16 protein-coding genes are annotated in these 18,929 nt (G+C 69.6%); 11 read left to right on the forward strand and 5 right to left on the reverse strand.

Annotated elements, in window-relative coordinates; all coding sequences use genetic code 11:
- Window positions 1-407: 407 nt before the first annotated feature.
- Complete coding sequence (locus tag KRR26_RS14965; protein WP_120206969.1) at window positions 408-1,673, forward strand: heparin lyase I family protein; 1,266 nt, start codon at window positions 408-410, stop codon at window positions 1,671-1,673.
- Between the two features lie 108 nt (window positions 1,674-1,781).
- Window positions 1,782-2,309, forward strand: coding sequence for a hypothetical protein (locus KRR26_RS14970; protein ID WP_217080145.1), 528 nt, complete (start codon window positions 1,782-1,784; stop codon window positions 2,307-2,309).
- A gap of 33 nt (window positions 2,310-2,342) precedes the next feature.
- Here KRR26_RS14970 and tesB read toward each other — a convergent pair whose 3' ends face one another.
- Window positions 2,343-3,212, reverse strand: a complete 870-nt coding sequence (gene tesB / locus KRR26_RS14975) for an acyl-CoA thioesterase II (RefSeq protein ID WP_120206973.1) — start codon at window positions 3,210-3,212, stop codon at window positions 2,343-2,345.
- 116 nt (window positions 3,213-3,328) lie between these two features.
- Here tesB and KRR26_RS14980 point away from each other — a divergent pair, with 116 nt between their 5' ends.
- Both KRR26_RS14980 and KRR26_RS14985 read left to right on the forward strand, forming a co-directional pair.
- The gene (locus tag KRR26_RS14980; protein ID WP_217080146.1) at window positions 3,329-4,828 is read left to right on the forward strand and encodes an ArnT family glycosyltransferase; all 1,500 of its coding nucleotides are present in this window, start codon (window positions 3,329-3,331) and stop codon (window positions 4,826-4,828) included.
- A gap of 220 nt (window positions 4,829-5,048) precedes the next feature.
- Window positions 5,049-8,615, forward strand: a complete 3,567-nt coding sequence (locus KRR26_RS14985) for an endopeptidase (protein ID WP_120206978.1) — start codon at window positions 5,049-5,051, stop codon at window positions 8,613-8,615.
- 110 nt (window positions 8,616-8,725) lie between these two features.
- On the opposite strand, the gene KRR26_RS14990 is transcribed toward KRR26_RS14985, so the two are convergent.
- A complete protein-coding gene (locus KRR26_RS14990; protein ID WP_120207128.1) occupies window positions 8,726-9,127 on the reverse strand; it encodes a VOC family protein in 402 nt (133 codons plus the stop codon).
- Between the two features lie 168 nt (window positions 9,128-9,295).
- Here KRR26_RS14990 and KRR26_RS14995 point away from each other — a divergent pair, with 168 nt between their 5' ends.
- From KRR26_RS14995 to KRR26_RS15020, 6 genes are all read left to right on the forward strand, one after another.
- The gene (locus KRR26_RS14995; protein WP_120206980.1) at window positions 9,296-10,618 is read left to right on the forward strand and encodes an amidohydrolase; all 1,323 of its coding nucleotides are present in this window, start codon (window positions 9,296-9,298) and stop codon (window positions 10,616-10,618) included.
- Window positions 10,619-10,832: 214 nt separating this feature from the next.
- The gene (locus KRR26_RS15000) at window positions 10,833-11,117 is read left to right on the forward strand and encodes a hypothetical protein (protein ID WP_233577090.1); all 285 of its coding nucleotides are present in this window, start codon (window positions 10,833-10,835) and stop codon (window positions 11,115-11,117) included.
- 13 nt (window positions 11,118-11,130) lie between these two features.
- Entirely contained in the window at window positions 11,131-11,397 is a 267-nt protein-coding gene (locus tag KRR26_RS15005; protein WP_120206984.1) for a hypothetical protein, read from the forward strand.
- A 417-nt stretch (window positions 11,398-11,814) separates the two neighbouring features.
- Window positions 11,815-13,833, forward strand: coding sequence for a M20/M25/M40 family metallo-hydrolase (locus KRR26_RS15010; RefSeq protein WP_217080147.1), 2,019 nt, complete (start codon window positions 11,815-11,817; stop codon window positions 13,831-13,833).
- A 95-nt stretch (window positions 13,834-13,928) separates the two neighbouring features.
- On the forward strand, window positions 13,929-14,486 hold the full coding sequence (locus KRR26_RS15015) for a gamma-glutamylcyclotransferase (protein WP_217080148.1): 558 nt from the start codon (window positions 13,929-13,931) through the stop codon (window positions 14,484-14,486).
- A gap of 140 nt (window positions 14,487-14,626) precedes the next feature.
- Entirely contained in the window at window positions 14,627-16,009 is a 1,383-nt protein-coding gene (locus KRR26_RS15020) for a DNA/RNA non-specific endonuclease (protein WP_120206990.1), read from the forward strand.
- Between the two features lie 10 nt (window positions 16,010-16,019).
- Here KRR26_RS15020 and KRR26_RS15025 read toward each other — a convergent pair whose 3' ends face one another.
- Genes KRR26_RS15025 through KRR26_RS15035 form a run of 3 tightly spaced genes read right to left on the reverse strand, consistent with a single transcriptional unit; the run spans window position 16,020 to window position 17,869 of the window.
- Window positions 16,020-16,613, reverse strand: a complete 594-nt coding sequence (locus KRR26_RS15025; protein ID WP_120206992.1) for a hypothetical protein — start codon at window positions 16,611-16,613, stop codon at window positions 16,020-16,022.
- A gap of 43 nt (window positions 16,614-16,656) precedes the next feature.
- Window positions 16,657-17,280: a hypothetical protein gene (locus tag KRR26_RS15030; protein ID WP_217080149.1), complete on the reverse strand. Its 624-nt coding sequence runs from the start codon at window positions 17,278-17,280 to the stop codon at window positions 16,657-16,659.
- A gap of 10 nt (window positions 17,281-17,290) precedes the next feature.
- On the reverse strand, window positions 17,291-17,869 hold the full coding sequence (locus KRR26_RS15035; protein ID WP_217080150.1) for a TetR/AcrR family transcriptional regulator: 579 nt from the start codon (window positions 17,867-17,869) through the stop codon (window positions 17,291-17,293).
- Between the two features lie 156 nt (window positions 17,870-18,025).
- Between KRR26_RS15035 and KRR26_RS15040 the strand changes: the two genes are divergently transcribed.
- Entirely contained in the window at window positions 18,026-18,925 is a 900-nt protein-coding gene (locus tag KRR26_RS15040) for an NmrA/HSCARG family protein (RefSeq protein WP_217080151.1), read from the forward strand.
- Window positions 18,926-18,929: the final 4 nt, after the last annotated feature.

An 18,929-nucleotide genomic window follows, 5' to 3' on the forward strand; every position in this document is an offset into this window, starting at 1 on the left:
GACGGCGGCACGGACCGTCTGAGCCACGGAATGACTCACGGCGCGGGCAGGCAACTTCAGACTGTGGACATGCTGCATGTTTTCACTCTCGCGGCCGAAACCCGGTGTCTGTGATTCGGTGCGCTTCTTACTGAGCATGCAGGCGTGTTCAGCATTGGTTGTGCTCAAAACAAAACTTCGCTACACCCTTCCTCACTTGGAGCCCCGGAGGCCATCTCGGCCACCGGACGGAGAAAGCCTCACCCCACAGAGACGGCGTGGTCTCACCCTCGGTCGCGGGCACCTGTCCGCCATGCCGCGGGTGTCCTGTCCGCGCTTGCCACCGCAACGCCAGACGTCCCTCGTTCCTCGTCCGCGCGTCCCCCACGCGCGTTTCATCCACGACTGTCTTTCCCCCCCGACCCCTCATGAAGAAATCCCTTCTGCTGGTCGAGTCGTTGCTTGTCACCGCCGCGCTGGGCTGCGGCGCTCCTGAGTTGGTGAACGCGGAGTCGACATCCGAATCCGCGGACTCTGTCTCAGCGATGGCGAGCGCCACCGCGGCGCTCACCACCCAAGGCTGCACGCAGCTCTCCATCGTCGCCGTGAAGGCCAGCGGAGACGACGGCAACGGCCCAGGGAACACCCTGGACGACAAGACGACGACGCGCTGGAGCAGCCTCGGCAAGGGTCAGTGGATCGACTACGACCTGGGCACCCTCCAGAACGTGAATGGCGTGTCCATCGCGTGGCATCAAGGCAACCTGCGCGCGAGCACCTTCACGGTGTCGCTGGCGCCGGACGGCTCCAGCTACACGCAGGTCTACAGCGGCAAGAGCTCCGGCAAGACGACCGCGGCCGAGACGTACACCTTCACGGGCCGCTCGGCCCGCCGGGTGCGCATCACCGTCTTCGGCAACACCCTCAATGATTGGGCGAGCATCGCCGAGGCCCGAGCCTGTGGCACCGCCGCCAGCCCCGGGACGGGCAGCGGGACGGGGACGGGCACGACGCCGTCGACCAATCCCAACCTCGTCTGGAGGGGCGACTTCGAGACGGGAGACCGCAGCCAGTGGGACCGCGCGCAGATGGTCAGCGCGGATCGCCTCCAGGTGGTGACGTCGCCCACGCGCGATGGCCGCTACGCGCTCCAGGCCACGGTGAAGCAGGGAGACGACCCCATCAACGCCAGCGGCAACCGCAACGAGCTGGTGAAGATGACGCGCGAGCCCGCGGGCTCCGAGTACTACTACCGCTGGAGCAACCTGTTCGCCTCGAACTACCCGAGCGCCAAGACGTGGCAGCTCTTCGCGCAGTGGCACCACGAGGGCAATGACGGCTCGCCGCCCGTCGAGTTCTATGTGAATGGCGAGGAGATCCTCCTCAAGGTCGGCGGCAGCGGAGGCACCATCGTCTGGCGCACGCCGCTGGTGCGCAACGCGTGGCAGGACTTCATCTTCCACGTGCGCTGGTCACCCAATGCCTCGGTGGGCTTCGTGGAGCTGTATCACAACGGCAAGCTCGTCCTGCCCAAGCGCGCCATGGCCACCCAGTACTCCGGCATGCTGAACTATTTGAAGGTGGGCCTGTACCGCAACGACACCATCGTCCCCGTCGGCGTCGTCTACCACGACGGCTGGGTCATGGGCCGCACGCTCCAGGACGTCCTCAACACCACCTACAAGGTGAACTGAGCGGACGGAAAGCCGGCGCTCCGTGCCCTCCAAAGGGCGCGGGGCGCCGGCCTTTCATCACGCGGCGATTCCCGGGTAATCTCGGCTGAACTCCTGGGGGTTGTCTCCATGCGCTTGGGCGCATCGCTCGCCGCCGTGCTGCTCACCACCGGTTGTTCGACCATGTACGCCATCCCGCGCTCGGAGCTGCCGCGGCTGGATGGCTGGAAGGATGACCGCAGCGTCCGGCTGACGGAGCTGGGGGACATGCGGCCGGGGGAGGCCAAGGAGACGCGCTCGCTGCGCGACGTGGCGGGCACCGAGCACACCTTCAGCGCGGACACGCCGCTCGTGCTCGTGCGCCGTGACGGCGCCACGGTGGAGGAGCGCTTCGTGCAAGTGCACGTGGACGCCACGCGCTTCGTAGGCGTCCCGCTGTCACGGCCGGAGCAGCCCGTGGAGGTGCCCATGGAGCAGGTGCAGGCCGCGAGCGTGCGCCACTTCAACCTGGCGCGCACGCTGCTGGTGTCGGGAGGCGTGGCCGCCGGGGTGTTGGCGTCCGTGGCGACGCTGGCCGTGCTCCTCGCGCCCAAGGGGCACGGGGGCAACGGCACCACGGGGGAGAACCTGCCGTGCACCCACGCGTGCCATCAATGACAGCCCACGCGGCACCGGTCGTGCCACCGCGCGTCAGGGTTTGTCCTGGCGCAGGCGCAGCAGTCCTTCCTGGGTCACCGAGGCGACGAGCCGTCCGTCGCGCGTGAAGACATGCCCGCGCGCCAGCCCTCTCGCGTTGCCAGCCCACGGACTGTCCATGCTGTACAGGAGCCAATCGCTCACCCGCAGGTCTCCGTGAAACCAGAGCGCGTGGTCCAGGCTGGCCATCTGCATGTTGCGCTGCATGAAGCTGGCGCCGTGCGGATGCAGCGCGGTGGCGATGAGGTTGAAGTCCGAGGCATACGCCAGCACCGAGCGATGAATCTGCGGGTCCTCCGGGAGCGGGCCGTCCGCGCGGAACCACACGTGTTTGATGGGCGCGGTGCGCTCGGGGGCGAACGGATCCACCCACGTCACGGGCCGCATCTCGATGGGCTTGGCGCACAGGAACTTCTCGCGCACGCGCTCGGGGATGAGGTGCGACTGGCGGCCCAGCAGCTCGATGTCCGTGGGGAGGGACTCGGGCGGCGGCACATCGGGCATGGGCGTCTGGTGCGAGAAGCCGGGCTCGTCCCCCTGGAACGAGGCCATCAGCGTGAAGATGGGCTGTCCCTTCTGGATGGCCACCACGCGGCGCGTGGTGAAGCTGCCACCGTCGCGCACCCGGTCCACGGTGTAGACGACGGGCAACGCGGCATCACCGGGGCGCAGGAAGTAGCCGTGCAGCGAGTGCACGTGACGCTCGGGCTCCACGGTCTGGCTCGCGGCGGACACGGCCTGCCCCAGCACCTGCCCCCCGAAGAGCTGGCGGAAGCCCAGGTCCTGACTGCGCCCCCGGAACAAGTTCTCCTCGATGGGCTCCAGCTTCAGCAGCGACACCAGCTCGTCCAGCACGCGACTCATTCCACCCTCCACGCGCGAGCCCCGCGCTCGCGCCCAGTGGCCGCCACGCTACCGCGTCCACGCCGCCCGCGCGCACTCCCGCGGTGTCGCGCCACGAACATCTCCGCGAGGTTTCCATGGGCCAGCTCTCCCTGCGCGCCGTGAGTGAGCCGCTGCGCCGCCATCCAGTGTGGGCTGGCGTGACGGCCACGTTCCTCGCGAGCCTGCTGCTGCGCTGGCTCTACCTGCTGGGAGCGCCGGACCGCGACTGGCCCTTCTCCATCTTCTTCTACGGCGACTCGCGCTTCTTCCACACCGCGGCGCTGGCGTGGGCCCGAGGCACCGAGCCCGAGGCCACCCTGCCCTACCACCCGCCCCTGTTCCCCTGGTTCCTGGGCCTGCTGTACCGCGCGCTCGGGGAGCCGCAGGGCAGCGCGTACCCCTACAAGCTGGGCCTCGCGGTGCTGGGCTCCGGAACGGTGGCGCTCACCTGGGCGTGGTGGCGCAAGCTGCTGGGCACCGGCTGGAGTCTGCTGGCGGCGGGACTCTACGCGTCCAGCTTCGGGTGGCTGGTGCTGTCCACCACGTACAGCAACGAGGTCCTCTACGCGCTCTTGCTCTCCGCGACCTGCGCGCTCGTGCTCGCCGGTCCGCGGTCCTGGCGCGGCGCGCTCGCCCTGGGCGCGGTGATGGGGCTGGGCACGCTCACCCGCGCCGAGCACCTGTCGTTGTGGCCCTTCCTCGTGGGCTTCGCGTGGCTTCGGCGCGAGCCCTCCACGCCGCCGCGCGCCTGGCTCTCATGCTGGGGCGTGGCCCTGGCGGTGTCGGGGCTGGTGCTGCTGCCCTCGGCGGTGCACAACGCGCGCGTGCTGCGCGAGCTCAATGCGCGCACGCCCCAGCTCGAGCCCCTGCCCGAGTTCACGCCCGTCACCGTCTACGGCCCCATCAACTTCGCCATGGCCAACCACACCGGAGCCACGGGCGGCTTCGCGCCGGACCTCATCAACCAGGGAGGCCACAACGGCCAGCTCGACGCCACCTTGCCCGAGCACCGCCGACTGCTGTTGCACGGCTATGCCGAGGGCCTGCGCTGGCTCGTCGAGCACCCCGCCGACGCCGCGGGCCTGTTGGGCGCCAAGCTCAGCCGATGGCTGGATGGCCTCAGCCTGGGGCTCGGCGTCTCCAACCTGCCGGCGGGACTGAGCGGCAATCGCGCGCCGGTGGATGTCTTCGTCCCCGACAGCCCCGGGCTCAAGTGGCCCCTGGCGCTGTTGCTGCTGGCGGGTATGGGACTGTCCCTGCGCGCCGCCCACCGAGACTTCCTCCTGCTCACCGGTGTGGTGGCGCACCGGCTGCTCATCACCCTGGCCTTCTTCGGCTACAGCCGCGGGATGCTCGCCGTCTTTCCAGCCCTGCTTCCCTTGCTGCTGCTCCCCCTGAAGGCCCTCGCCCAGCGGCGCGAGGCGCTCGCCGAGCGCCTGTGCGTGATCGCCACCGCCGCGCTCCTGCTCCTCTGGGTAGAGGCCGGGCTGGCGAGCGAGGGCCCGCCTCGCCGCTTCATGGCGACGGGCAGCACCGACACCGTCAGCGGCCGCCTCATCCAGGATGACTGGGTTCGCGTCTGGCCCCGGCCCTGACGCTGACCGCCCTGTAATACTCCGAGAGAGGCGGATTTTACCACAAGTGGATCGTCCACATGCGGACAGTCCTACCCCGCATAAATCCAGGAGTTCGTTAAATTCAAGCACTTTAAGGAATAGCCGACATTCAAATTAAACGGAGACACGGCTACTCCGGTGGCGCTCCATCCCGGAGCGACGCAGCTCCTAACGGCTCCCGTCCGCAGTGGAGAATCGCATGCGCCACTTGAGGTCAGCAGCGTGTTGTCTTGTCCTGATGTTGTCAGCCACAGGGCAGGCCCTTCAGCAGCCCCAACCCTCTCAACAGAGTGCCCTGGCTCCGAAGGCCTTCTACAAGCCAGAGCTCTCCCTCCCCGTACAGAACATGCCGTTGCAGAAGGCCCGCGCGCTGATGCCGACGCTGGGCGCGGACGCCTGGTCGGAGTTCTTCGCGCGCAACGGCAGCGGGTTCAATGTCTATCTGGATCCGCGCACGGGCACGCCCACGGGCATCCAGGGCTCCGTGCCGCTCATCCCGGGTGACGGATTCAACAACCGCGTGTCGCTGGAGGCGGTGCGCGAGGAGATTGGCCGCTCGGTGGGTGGAGTGGATGAGTCGGTGGTGGCGGACCTGGTCTTCAAGTTCATCGCGGACAACCAGGCCGCGATCGGCGTGGACCTGCTCCAGCTCGGCTCGCCCCGCGTGACGCAGGTGGCGCCGCACCTGTGGCAGGTGCACATCCCGCAGGTGCTCAACGGCGTGCCCGTGCGCGACGCGCGCGTGGCGGCGACCATCAGCCACGGCAACCTCATCCTCCTGGGCACCGAGTCCTGGAAGAACGCGCGCATCGACACGAAGCCCGCGGTGGCCTCGGGCGAGGCGCTGACGGCGGGCAACACGTTCGTGGGCCGGCAGCTGGCGCCCAACAGCCTCTGGCAGCAGCCCACGCTGGAGATCGCCCCGTTCTCGAAGGACGGCGCGGCGTTTGGCGAGGGATATGGCCACCTGCTCGTGTGGAGCTATGGCTTCCAGAGCCCCGGTGAGTCGGAGCGCTGGAAGGTGACGGTGGATGCGCAGACGGGCGAGGTGCTCGCGCTCGAGGACGCCAACCACTACTTCGATGCCAGCATGAAGGGCGGCGTCTATCCGTCCACCAACATCGGGGTGTGCGCGTCCAACGGCACGTGCGGCACCATGCAGCCCGGCACGCCGATGCCGTGGGCGGACACGGGCTTCGCGTCGCCGAACAACTACACGGACGGCTCCGGCATCTACAACTACAGCTCCGGAACGCTGTCGACCACGTTGTCGGGCAAGTACGTGAAGATCTCCGACGCGTGCGGCGCCTTCAGCGCCACGTCCACCACGGGCAGCCTGGACCTGGGCGGCGTCAACAACGACCACGACTGCGTGGTGCCGGCCGGCACGTCCGCGGGCAACACCGCGGCCACCCGCTCCAGCTTCTACGAGCTGAACAAGATCAAGGAAGTGGCGCGCGGCTGGCTGCCCACCAACACGTGGCTGCAGGGGCAGATCACCGCCAACGTGAACATCAACAGCACGTGCAACGCGTTCTGGAACGGCACGACGGTCAACTTCTACCGCAGCGGCGGTGGCTGCCGGAACACGGGCGAAATTGGCGCCGTCTTCGATCACGAGTGGGGCCACGGCATCGACAACTTCGACGCCAACGGCACGCTCAGCAACTCGAGCGAAGGCTACGCGGACATCGCGGCCATCTACCGGTTGCAGACCTCGTGCGTGGGCTACGGCTTCTTCCAGACGTCCAACCCGGGCTGCGGCATGACGCCGGACGGAACGGGCTACAACCAGCAGGAGTCGCAGGTCGCGGGGCAGTCCTGGTGCAACCTGCGCTGCTCCGGCGTGCGCGACGCGGACTGGGCCGCCAGCGCGCCCAACGTCCCGGCCACCCCGCAGAACTTCGTGTGCCCCATGTGCAGCTCCGGCACGGGCCCCTGCGGCAAGCAGGTGCACTGCGCCGCCTCGCCCGTGCGTCAGGCCGCGTGGGACCTCGTGACGCGCGACCTGGCGGGCGCGCCGTTCAACTACGACTCCAACACCGCCTTCATGGTGGGCAACAAGCTGTTCTACCAGGGCAGCGGCAACGTGGGCACGTGGCACGCGTGCAACTGCACCGCCGGCACGTCCGACGGCTGCGGCGCGACCAACGGCTACATGCAGTGGCTGGCCGCAGATGACGACAACGGCAACCTGGCCGACGGCACCCCGCACATGACGGCCATCTACGCCGCCTACAACCGCCACAACATCGCGTGCGCCACGCCCGCGCCGGTGAACGCCGGCTGCTCCGCCGGTCCGAGCAGCGCGCCCACCGCGACCGTCACGCCGGGCGACAGCCAGGTGGGCGTCAACTGGACGAGCGTCCCGGGCGCCAGCGAGTACTGGGTGATGAAGACGGAGGGCTTCGCGGGCTGCGACTTCGGCAAGGCGCGCGTGGCCACCGTCTCGGGCACCAGCTACAACGACCCGGAGGTCGCCAACGGCCGGCAGTACTGCTACTCGGTCGTCGCGGCCAGCTCCAACGCTTGCTACAGCACGGCCAGCGCCTGCGTGTGCACCACGCCGGTGTGCGCCGCGCCGACGGTCCCCGCGCTCGCGACGCCGGGCGATGGGGCCACCGCGGTGGAGCTGTCGCCCGCGCTGGACTGGGCGGATGTCTCCGGGGCCTCGGGTTACGAGGTCGAGGTGGCGACCGACTCGGCGTTCAGCAACAAGGTGGCCTCGGCCAACTCGCTGGTGAGCAGCAACTGGACGGTGACGACGTCGCTGACGGCGAACACGGTGTACTACTGGCACGCGCGCGCGGCCAACTCGTGCGGTGGCACGAGCTCCTGGTCCGCGACCCGCACGTTCACCACGCGCGGCTGCATCACGCTGGGGGCGCCCACGCTCTCCAGCCCCGCCAGCGGCGCGACGGGGGTGTCCCTCAACGCGGCGCTCGACTGGAGCGACGTGACGAGCGCGTCCACCTACGACGTCGAGCTGTCCACCGACCCGAGCTTCTCGCCGGTGGCCCGCTCCGCCAGCAGCCTGAGCACCAGCGCGTGGAACGTGACGCCGGCGCTCTCCAACCTCACCACCTACTACTGGCACGCGCGCGCCAAGGACAGCTGTGGCGCGGGTCCGTGGAGCGCCGCGTCCAGCTTCACCACGACGAACATCTGCACCCCGGTGGCCGCCGCGTACAACAGCACGCTGAAGGCCCCGGCCTGCGGCGCGGTGTGTGGCTGCGACACGGGCACCACGCTCATCAACGGCCGTGGCACGCTGTCCGGCGGCATCGAGCCCAACCAGCCCAACACGCTGGGCGCCTCGTGCGCGGACGGCACCTCCGGCACGTACCACTCCGACGAGAGCATCGACCGCATCTCGCTCAAGAGCGTGGACGAGGGCACCATCACCCCGGGCAAGCAGGTCAAGGTGGACGTCACCGTCTACTGCTGGGGCACGTCGGACGCGTTGGACCTGTACTACACGACGAACGCCACCACGGCGCCCACGTGGACCACGCTGACCACGAACCTGGCCTGCACCGCCGCGGGGCTCACGACGTTCTCGTACACGCTGACGGTGGGCGCCAACACCGGCAACCACGCGGTGCGTGCGCAGTTCCGCTACGGCGGCACGGCGACGAGCGCGTGCGTGTCCGGCAGCTACAACGACCGCGACGACCTGGTGTTCAACGTCTCGTCGGCGGTCGCCAAGGCGAACGGGAAGGCGTCCCAGACGAAGCAGGGCCGCGCGACCCCGACGGCGCGCTGAGGCTCCAGGCCCCGGAGCGCGGCCCCGCTCCGGAGCCTGAGCCGCAGGGCCCGTGACACCGAGGGGCTCCTGGCATGCGCCAGGAGCCCCTCTCCCGTTCATCGAGCAGCCTAGAGCGCCCGCAGGACGACGGACGGGGCCGAGCGCTCCGCGGGGCCGTGGAACACCGTCTCGATGTTGTTGCCGTCCGGATCCAACACGAACGCGGCGTAGTAACCCGGGTGGTACTTGCGCTCGCCAGGGGCACCGTTGTCGCGGCCCCCCGCGGCCAGGGCCACCTGGTGGAAGCGGTGCACCGTCTCGCGGTCCGGCGCCTGGAGCGCCAGGTGGATGCGCGACGGCGTTCCCTCCGACGTGACGTAGAACTCATCCGTGTTGAAGAACGTGGGCCCCTCGCGCTGGAGGGTCAGCCCGAAGACCTCCATCACCGCGCGATAGAACCGCCGACTGGCCTCCAGGTCCTTCACCTGGATGTGCACGTGATCGAACAACCGGCCTCTGTGGAACTCCATCATCGCTCGCCCCTGGGAACGAAACATCCGTTCAGTTCGCTTGCGGGGCTACCTTGCCGACCGCACGGGTCCCGGGCAACCGGAAAGATGCGGCGCCGAGGCGCGCTGGGCAGCGCGCGCGCCACCGTGCTGTAGTCGCGCCACCCCTCACGCCAGGACACTCCGGTGATGCCACGTCGTCCCGTCGCGATGCTGATGGCCGTCATGTCCCTCTGCGCGCTCCCCGCCTTCGCGGGAGAGACGCCCGCGCCGCCTCCCGCGCTCGGGGCGTTGGACGCGCTGTACCCGGACCTGGACAAGCTCTACCGCGAGTTGCACCAGGCGCCGGAGCTGTCGCGGCAGGAGGAGAAGACGGCGGCGAAGCTCGCGGCGAGGCTGCGCGCGCTGGGCTACGACGTGACGACGCAGGTGGGGGGCCACGGCGTGGTGGCGCTGTTGCGCAACGGCGCGGGCCCCACGGTGATGCTGCGCACGGAGATGGACGGGCTGCCCGTGGAGGAGAAGACGGGGTTGCCGTACGCGAGCAAGGTGACGGCGGTGGACGATGGCGGGCAGCGCGTCTCGGTGATGCACGCCTGCGGCCATGACGTGCACATGACGTCGTGGATGGGCACGGCGATGCTGCTTGGACGCGCGCGCGGCCAGTGGCGCGGCACGGTGATGCTCGTGGCGCAGCCCGCAGAGGAGCAGGGCTCGGGCGCGCGGCAGATGTTGGAGGCAGGCCTGTTCCAGCGCTTCCCCAAGCCGGACTTCGCGGTGGCCCTGCACGACAGCGGCACCGCCGAGGCGGGCACGGTGGAGTACACGCCGGGCTTCGCGCTCGCGAGCGTGGACTCGGTGGACGTCACGCTCTTTGGCAAGGGCGGCCACGGCGCGTACCCGCAGACGACGGTGGATCCGGTGGTGATGGCGGCGCGCACGGTGCTCGCGCTCCAGACGCTGGTGAGTCGCGAGAAGGACCCGCTGGAGCCCGCGGTGGTGACGGTGGGCTCCATCCACGGCGGCACCAAGCACAACATCATCCCCGACGAGGTGCGGCTCCAGCTCACCGTCCGCTCGTACAAGCCCGAGGTGCGCAAGCGGCTGCTCGAGGGAATCGAGCGCATCGTCAAGGCCGAGGCCCTCGCCTCCAACGCGCCACGTCCGCCCACCATCGCCGTCACCGAGGGCACGCCGGCCACCTACAACGAGCCCGCGCTCACCCAGCGGCTCGTCTCCGCCCTGGCGCGTGCGCTGGGTGACAAGAACCTGCGCGCGGCGCCCCCCGTCATGGGTGGAGAGGACTTCTCCGAGTACGGCCGGATGGGCATCCCCGCCACGCTGCTGTGGCTCGGCGCGGTGGAGCCGCAGCGCTACGCACAGGCCAAGCAATCGGGAGAGCCGCTCCCCTCCTTGCACTCCGCCACCTTCGCGCCGGACCGTGAGCGCACCCTGCGAACCGGCGTTTCGGCCCTCACCACCGCCGCGCTGGAGCTGCTCGGACGGCCGTGAACCGGCGCGTCAGTGTCCGCCACCTCACGCGAAGAGAGCAGCAAAACGCGCTTCTCGCGCCATGTCCGCCCGGCAAAACATGAAAACCACGGACTCACGGGCCGCGGCGTCATTCCAGACGCAACGGCGCGTTTGCCCTCTGCGATAATGGGAGACGGACTTCTCGTGTGTTGAGCCAACGGAGGGCGGGCCGATGTGGGTTGAGATCATCGTCATGCCTCGGGACGTTGTAGGCGCGAGCGCGGCTGTGAAGAAGGCAGCGAAGTCCCTGGACCGCCGGGCGGTGTACGAGCGGGGCGTGCAAGAGAGCCAACGATTCCGCGAGTCCCTGGTGGGCTATCTGGACGCACAGGGCCTGGCGGGAGGGGTGAAGTGGATGAGTGAGCCCGGCTCACTGCCGCAGGTGACGCTCGTCGCCAGCCCCACCGTGTTGGAGCAGCTTCGCCATGCGCCCCAGTTCGAAGCGGGCATGACCATGCCCCTCGAGATGCTCCTGTAGTCCTCCCCCTGGCATGCCCAACCTCTACAAGCGCATCGAGGTCATCCGCCGCACGCCCAATCGCGAGCTGATCATCTATCGGTGCCTGGAAGTGTTGGGCCAGGGCGGCTACGTGGTACAGAGCGCGGACCGGCTGCGCGAGCCCTTCAGTCAGAAGGACCGCGATGTGCTGGAGCGCCAGTTCTGGGAGTTGCTCTCCGAGACGCCTCCCGAAGAGCGCTCCGCGCCGCATGCGACGCTGGAGCAGGCCATCGCGGCGTTCGAGTCGGAATTCGCGTAGCCCATCGCTGAGCGCATGGCCGTGAGCGCCTCACCGGCGCTCTGACGCAGCCGTTCACCTCGGTGCGTCATGCGCAACGGTCGCGCCGCGAACAGCTCCCCCCAACACACGACCTACACGTCTCACCTCGCGAGCATCGTCAGATTTTCCATGCTTCGCTGTTATCGCGCGCTTGACGTGCATATCTCGTATTACACAGGATGCGCCACCCGCGGTGCCTGACGCCCTCTTGGGTCATGCACGGATGCGGGGCACTTGTGTCGTGCCGAAAACAGGGGGCTTCGCGCGGGGTCGGGCCGGGGGTGCGCGCGGGTAGCGCCGTTGAATCCGCCACACCGGGCACGCAGTCTCCCTGCGCTTCGGGGTCCACCCGTCCGCACAGGGCTCACGCGGGTTCAACCCGCACCGGAGGGGTTCATGTACTGGAAGAGGCTGGCGGCCGTCGCCACGCTGCTCTGCTGCACCACGACGTCCGCCTGGGCAGCCGACCGCGAGGTCTGGGTCACGCTCGGCACGGACACCGTGAGCGAGGTCCAAGCGGCACTGAAGGACTCGGGCGCGGGCGTGGAGGGCCGCGAACAGAACGGCATCCACGTGCTCAAGGTCCACGAGTCGCAGCTCGTCGTCATCGCGCGCGTGATGCACGACCGCTTCAACCGCTGCGGCGGCTTCGTGACGCACGACACGCAAGAGCAGGCGAACGCGGAGCTGCGCTCCACGCCCACCTCGCTGGCGACCGCGGTGGCCTACACCATCGACAACGCCGCGGTGGTCAACTCGCTCGTCGGCGGCCTGAGCGAGTCCACCCTGCGCGGCACCATCAGCTCGCTGGCGAGCTTCACCAACCGCTACTACACGTCCCAGACGGGCGTGGACGCGGCCAACTGGCTGAAGACCGAGTGGACCAACATCGCGGCGGGCCGCTCGGACATCTCCGTGCAGCTCTTCACACACTCCACCTGGGCCCAGCCCTCCGTCATCCTCACCATCACCGGCACCACGAGCCCCAGCGAAGTCGTCGTGCTCGGCGGCCACCTGGACTCCATCAACCTGAACAACACGGCGGGCGTCGCGCCCGGCGCGGACGATGATGCCTCCGGCGTCGCCACCCTCTCCGAGGTGCTCCGCGCGGTGGTGGCCAAGGGCTACAAGCCGGCCCGCACCGTGAAGCTCATGGGCTACTCCGGCGAGGAGGGCGGCCTCAAGGGCTCCAAGGAGATCGCCGCCGCGTACAAGACCGCGGGCACCAACGTCGTGGGCGCGCTCCAACTCGACATGGTCAACTACCGCGGCTCGTCGTGGGAGGTGACCATCGTCACCGACAACACCAACGCCGCGCAGAACACCTTCCTCACCAACCTCATCAACACGTACACGGGCTACACGTGGACCAACATCACGTGCGGCTACGCGTGCTCGGACCACGCCTCGTGGACCAGCCAGGGCTACCCGGCGTCCATCCCGTTCGAGGCGCTGATGAGCGAGTACAACCCGTACATCCACACGGCCAATGACACGCTGGCCAACAGCAGCGGTGGCACGGCGGACAACGCCCTCAAGTTCGCGAAGATCGCCGCCGCGTACATGGCCGAGCTCGCCAAGGGCGTCGTCGGTGGCGGCGGCCCGCCGGACACCACGCCTCCCACCGTGTCGCTCACCGCGCCGACCGGCGGCACCGTCTCCGGTTCCGTGACGCTGTCCGCGACGGCCAGCGACAACGTGGGCGTCAGCCGCGTGGACTTCCTCGTGGATGGCGCGGTGGTGAACTCGGACTTCTCCTCTCCGTACAGCTACGCGTGGGACTCCACCACGGCCAGCAATGCCAGCCACACCGTCTCCGCCGTCGCGTATGACGGGGCGGGGAACTCCACGGCGAGCAGCGCCGTGACGGTGACGGTGGCCAACACCGTCTTCACCGCCGTCTACAACGCCACGCTCAAGGCCCCCGCCTGCGCCAGCGTGGGCACCGCGTGCGACTCGGGCACGCTGCTCACCGGCCGCGGCACCATGAGCCCCGCCGAGACCAACGCGCCCAACACCCTGGCGGGCTCCCCCTGCGCGGATGGCGCGTCCGGCACGTACCACGCGGATGAGTCCAACGACCGCATCAAGGTCAGCTCGGTGAACGGAACCGCGTTCGGCGCGGGCAAGCAGGTCAAGGTCGAGGCCACCGTGTGGGCCTACTCCTCGTACTCCTCTGACAAGTTGGATCTCTACTACGCGGCCAACGCGAACAGCCCCACGTGGACGCTCATCGGCACGCTGTCTCCCACCGTGGCCGGCGCGCAGACCTTGTCCGCGACGTACACGCTGCCCGCCGGTTCGCTCCAGGCCGTGCGCGCGCGCTTCCGCTACCAGGGCTCCGCCGCCGCGTGCGGCACGGGCTCGGTCTCGTACGACGACCAGGACGACCTCGTGTTCGCCGTGGGTCCGTGACGCACTGAGCGCTTGAGGGACGCGGGCGTCTCCCCACCGCGTCCCTCCCCGCGCCACGCTGGCACCCTCCCCGCCTTTCGATGAGACTCCGGGGCATGCCTCCTGGCCCGACCTCCACGCGCCCCTGGTTTGCCTTCTCCCTGGACCTGTCCCCCGCGTTGGCCCGAGAGCACCGGGCGGGCCTGCCGCCCATCCCCGCCCTCCCCGAGGGGGAGTTGGCCGAGGCGCTCGACGTGGAGCTCGTCTATGACGTCACGTCCCCCGCCTGGAATGGCCGCGTGGCCCGTCTGGTGGACGCGCCGGGACGCCGCCTGCTGGGACGGCTGCGCATCCTCCCCACCGAGTCCTGGGATGCCATCGGTCGCTTCGAGGCCGTCATGGCCGAGGCCACCGAGGCGCGCTCCGTCCGCGTGCGCACCGCCACGGGCGCCACCCTGTCCGCCCAGGCCTTCACGCCGCCCGCCCGCCCCGGCCCCGCCCCCAACGGGCCGGTGAGCGAGGCCTTCCTCGTCGCCCTCGCCCTCTGCGCCGAGCGCGCCGGCCTGGCCCCCGACTACGTGGAGCGACTCCAGGCCGAGGCGCAGATCGTCCACACCCTCCAGCGCTCCCAGCCCGCCACCACCCCGCCGCCCCGGAAGCCGAATTCCAGGTGATCGCCGCGCGCCCCCCGCGCATCGAGGGGGATTCGCAGGAAAAAGCGCGCCGTGACGCAACCAGGCGAGGGTTTCCGCCGACGATGTCCTAGCGGGGGCGCTCTGCGCACCCAGCCTTCAGGCCACGAGGACACCTCCGGATGACGCTTCCAGCCACCACGCGCGCCTCGACTCCTCGCCCCACCGCCGCCGCGTCCCCCCCGCCCAAGCCCACCGTGGCGTCGCTCACCGCGACCGGGGGCGCCTGGAACCGCAGCCAGACGAAGGAGGTGGCCATCTCGGACCTCCAGCAGAAGTTCGGCTGGAGTGACGCGAGCTGGCAGGGCCGCCTCATGAAGGCCGCGGACGGCGCCGGCGCGAAGGCGCGGGGCCGCAACGGCAGCGTGTCCGCCTCCGAGTTGGAGAGCTACCTCGCCGCGCCGACGGACGCGCAGTTCCTGACCTCCACGGCGCTCCAGAAGGAGCGCGCCGCGCTGGACGCCAAGCTCAAGGGCGGGGCCCACGCCGCGGACGTGGACGCGTTCGATACGAAGTGGCAGGCGGCGGTCGCCAAGCGCGCCGACAAGCTCAGCGGCAACGGCGACGGGCAGCTCACCGTGGACGAGCTGAACGCCTTCATCAACGACTCCAAGGCCGGCAAGCTCAAGGACACCCAATGGGTGCCGGATCAAAAGGCGGCCGTCTTCGAGAGCCGCGTCGCGGAGGGCTCCGGTGAGGTGGATCCGCTCCGCCCCCAGGCCACCGGGAAGAGCGACAGCGGCATGGCGCTCATCAAGGAGTACTCCCGCGCGTCGCTCGACCAGGGCAAGAACGTCCCCACGTTCGTCAGCTACATGCTCTCCGCGTCGGACATCCGCGAGACGCCGGCCACCGTCAACCGCTCGAAGAGCACCTTCACGCGAGACCCCGTGCTGGGCTCCAAGGGCGTCACGGACTCGGACTACAACAACACCGGCTTCGACCGCGGCCACATGAAGCCCGCGGAGGACTCGCCCACGCAGGAGGCCATGGACGAGAGCCACCTGATGACCAACATCGCGCCCCAGTACGGCAACCACAACCAGCAGGTGTGGCGCACGCTGGAGCAGGGCGTGTCGGGGCTCGTGAAGGCCACGGGCGGCAAGGCGTACATCCTCACCGGCAACCTGTTCCTGGACGCGAAGGGCAAGCCGCTGCCGCCCGAGTCCATTGAGACGACCGGCTCGAAGACGCGCCGCATCGGCGTCCCCACGCACAACTTCAAGACGGTGCTGCTGGAGCTGCCCAACGGCAACCTGACGATGTTCGCCTACCTCGTGCCCAACACGAAGCAGGGCCCCTCGAAGAAGGAGGACATCATCCCCTTCCTCGAGTCCACCCGCGTCCCGGTGGACCGCATCGAGGAGCTGCTCGGCCAGGACCTCTACGCCGAGCTGCCCAAGGCCGTGCAGACCAAGCTGGAGAAGGACTCCAAGGCCCTGGGCGCCTTCCAGGACGGCAGCGCGTACCAGTCGCTCACGCTGCTGAAGCAGCCCGCGTCCTGAAGCCCCCGGCTCAGCGCACGGCCGGCGTGGCCTGCGCGAGCTTCAGCAGCTCGGTGCGCTTCGCGTCGCCGTAGGCCCAGACGCGCTCGCCATGCACCTCGAACCAGCTCTGGCGAGCGTTCCAGCCTCCCGCGACGATGAGGCGCGCGCCCACCGGCGGGCCCGCGACGTGCTCGGCCGGAACGCCCGCGGCGCGATCCGCCAGCACGGATGTCCCGCAGCGCATCTTCCCCATCTCCGGGGTGAACACCGCAGGGATGGGCTCCGTCCGCGCGGGGCCACGGAGGACCTCCTCCACCGCGAGCCGCACGCGCGGCGGGCGGTTGCGCGTGGCCCCCTCGTCCCGCACCTCCTGGACGCGGACCACATACAGCTCGCAGCCCACCATCTCATCCTTGGCGGACGCGTCATCGCCATAGCCGGGCGTGCGCAGGCGCGGAGGCTGACACTGCGTGCTCGACCAGTCCGCCGACTCCTGCGGCAGCTCCCGGTCAATGCCCGTCGGGTGGAACCACTCCCCAGCCCCGGCTTTCCACGCGACTCCCACGCCCAGCACCGCGACCACCACCGGAATCTGGAACAAGAGCTTCTTCGAGCGTGTCATACCCTGAGTGTATCCAAATCCCTGCCTGGGGCTGGATACGACATCAGGCGGACGCGGGCTGGCGCCCCAGCGACACGGCCGCGTTGACGACGAGGACCGTCCAGAACAGCGGGTAGCCCATCTTCACCGCGTGGATGAAATCCTGCCGCCCGTTGAGCGCGGGAAGCAGTTGGATCGACAGCCAGCTCAGCGTGGGCACGGCGGCAATGCCCACGGCCAAGAGCGGCACGGTCCGCCACCGGATGGGCGCGCCCGCCCACCGCAGCGCCCCGCCCACGCTCACGCTGGCCAGCGTGAGCGCGAAGACGAGCTCCCCCGCGACCCGGGCCCACACCCACCACAGCGAGTCGCCCAGCAAGAGCACGCCCGAGCCTCGGGGCCCCAGCAGCCCCGCCACATCGCGTGTGAGGACGAAGGCCCCCAGCGACGCGGCCGAGGCCATCACGAGCGCCAGGCCCTGTCGCGCGCGCGACACGGGCGCATCCAGCACGGGCACCCAGGAGGCCACCCCGGCGAGCAGACACCCGGACACCGCCGCGAGCGGGAAGTGCAGCAGCCACTCCAGCCCGGCCCATCCCCGCAGGCCCACGACCTCCCCGAACCAACTGGCCCACGCCACGAGCGCCAGCACGCCCACGAGCAGGTGTCGTCTCCCGCGCGGTGTCATGGGACTCCCTTCAGCAAAGCACCTTGTCGAACGCGACGCGCAGGAAGTCATCCAGCGCCGCGCGGCTCTTGTCGGCCCGGCTGCGCAGCACCGCGCCCTCCCACGCGTTGATGAGGAAGGCGGCCAGCGTCGCGGCGGACACGCTGTCGGAGACCTCACCTGCGCGCTGGGACTCTTGAATCACCGGCTCCAGTTCCTGGCACCACGCGGTGAAGCCCTGCGCTACCCGCTCGCGGATGAGCGCGCTGTGGTCCGCCATCTCCACCGCGAAGTTCCCCAGGAGGCACCCGCGCTCGAACTTCCACGCCACCAGGGTCTCGACCGCCACGGAGAAGTACCGCCGCAGCCGCTCGCGAGGCGCCACCGAGGCATCCGTCAGCAGCGCGGCGCGCGCGTCGGGGCCCTCCAGGTAGCGATTGATGCACTCGACGCCGAGCGCCTCCTTGCTCTCGAAGTGGTTGTAGAACGACCCCTTCGGAACGCCGGCCGCCGCGGTGATGTCCTGGACCCCGCACCCGTTGAAGCCCTGCCGGAGCAACGTCTTGAGGCCGGCGGCGACGAGCTTCTCCCGAACATTGGGTCTGGGCATTCCCCCGGAATACGACCGGTCGTCTGGACGCGTCAAGCACCCGAGGCCCTCTGGCCCCCATTCCCATTCGAGATTCAAGACGACTGGTCATCTATATTCAGGCCGCCCGCTTGCCTACCGTGGCGCGCCAGCCGGGGGAACCGGAGGGAGACACACATGAGCAAGGCGGGCGAAGTCATCGTGGTCTTGGGTGCGACGGGGCAGCAGGGGGGCGCGACGGTGCGCCAACTGTTGGCGGAGGGCTGGAAGGTCCGGGCGCTGGTGCGCCATCCCGCGCACGAGGCGGCGAGCGCGCTGGCTCGGGCGGGGGTGGAGTTGGTGCCGGGCAACATGGGCGATCGGGGTTCGCTCGACGCGGCGCTGCGGGGCGCGCACGGGGTGTTCAGCGTGCAGCCCAGCCAGGGGCAGGTCGCCGCGGGGGTGACGTCAGCGGATGAGATCCGCTTCGGCAAGAACGTCGCGGACGCGGCGAAGGCCACGGGCATCCGCCACCTCGTCTACACCTCCGCGGGCGGCGCCGAGCGCGGCACGGGCGCGAGCCACTACGAGAGCAAGTGGGAGATTGAGCAGCACATCGCGCGCCTCGGGCTGCGAGCGACCGTGCTGCGCCCCATGGCCTTCATGGAGCTGTTCGCCCAACCCGAGTTCGGCGTACCCGAGGGAGTGCTCCGCTTCTTGAACCAGCCGGACCGGGGGCTCCAGCTCATCGCGGTGGAGGACATCGGGAGGTTCGCCGCGCTCGCCTTCGCGCAACCGGAGCGCTTCATCGGAGAGGCGCTGGAGCTCGCCGGCGATCGACTGACGGGGCCCCAGATGGCACAGGCCATCGGGAGCGCCCTGGGCCGCGCCATCACCTACGCACAGGTTCCCCGTGAGCTCCTGGCGGGCAATCCCGACATGCTGAAGCTGGTGGACTTCGCCAACGACGACGGCGGCAAGGCGGACATCGCGGGCCTGCGCACGCGACACGCGGGCCTGCTGTCCTTCGACGCCTGGCTCCAGCGCACCGGCAAGGCCCTCTTCGAGCGCAGGGCCGGTGAGACAAGGAGCGCGTAGCGGC

Origin of the sequence: Citreicoccus inhibens (genome assembly GCF_019039035.1) — a bacterium.
GTDB lineage: Bacteria > Myxococcota > Myxococcia > Myxococcales > Myxococcaceae > Citreicoccus > Citreicoccus inhibens.

Bases quoted from the DNA above. Each gene is read 5' to 3' on its own strand.
- KRR26_RS14980 (WP_217080146.1), top strand. From the start codon at position 3,329: ATGGGCCAGCTCTCCCTGCGCGCCGTGAGTGAGCCGCTGCGCCGCCAT.
- KRR26_RS14990 (WP_120207128.1), bottom strand. From the start codon at position 9,127: ATGGAGTTCCACAGAGGCCGGTTGTTCGATCACGTGCACATCCAGGTG.
- KRR26_RS14985 (WP_120206978.1), top strand. From the start codon at position 5,049: ATGCGCCACTTGAGGTCAGCAGCGTGTTGTCTTGTCCTGATGTTGTCA.
- KRR26_RS15010 (WP_217080147.1), top strand. From the start codon at position 11,815: ATGTACTGGAAGAGGCTGGCGGCCGTCGCCACGCTGCTCTGCTGCACC.
- KRR26_RS14970 (WP_217080145.1), top strand. From the start codon at position 1,782: ATGCGCTTGGGCGCATCGCTCGCCGCCGTGCTGCTCACCACCGGTTGT.
- KRR26_RS15030 (WP_217080149.1), bottom strand. From the start codon at position 17,280: ATGACACCGCGCGGGAGACGACACCTGCTCGTGGGCGTGCTGGCGCTC.
- KRR26_RS15005 (WP_120206984.1), top strand. From the start codon at position 11,131: ATGCCCAACCTCTACAAGCGCATCGAGGTCATCCGCCGCACGCCCAAT.
- KRR26_RS15015 (WP_217080148.1), top strand. From the start codon at position 13,929: ATGCCTCCTGGCCCGACCTCCACGCGCCCCTGGTTTGCCTTCTCCCTG.
- KRR26_RS15040 (WP_217080151.1), top strand. From the start codon at position 18,026: ATGAGCAAGGCGGGCGAAGTCATCGTGGTCTTGGGTGCGACGGGGCAG.
- KRR26_RS15000 (WP_233577090.1), top strand. From the start codon at position 10,833: ATGCCTCGGGACGTTGTAGGCGCGAGCGCGGCTGTGAAGAAGGCAGCG.
- KRR26_RS14995 (WP_120206980.1), top strand. From the start codon at position 9,296: ATGCCACGTCGTCCCGTCGCGATGCTGATGGCCGTCATGTCCCTCTGC.
- KRR26_RS15020 (WP_120206990.1), top strand. From the start codon at position 14,627: ATGACGCTTCCAGCCACCACGCGCGCCTCGACTCCTCGCCCCACCGCC.
- tesB (WP_120206973.1), bottom strand. From the start codon at position 3,212: ATGAGTCGCGTGCTGGACGAGCTGGTGTCGCTGCTGAAGCTGGAGCCC.
- KRR26_RS15035 (WP_217080150.1), bottom strand. From the start codon at position 17,869: ATGCCCAGACCCAATGTTCGGGAGAAGCTCGTCGCCGCCGGCCTCAAG.
- KRR26_RS14965 (WP_120206969.1), top strand. From the start codon at position 408: ATGAAGAAATCCCTTCTGCTGGTCGAGTCGTTGCTTGTCACCGCCGCG.
- KRR26_RS15025 (WP_120206992.1), bottom strand. From the start codon at position 16,613: ATGACACGCTCGAAGAAGCTCTTGTTCCAGATTCCGGTGGTGGTCGCG.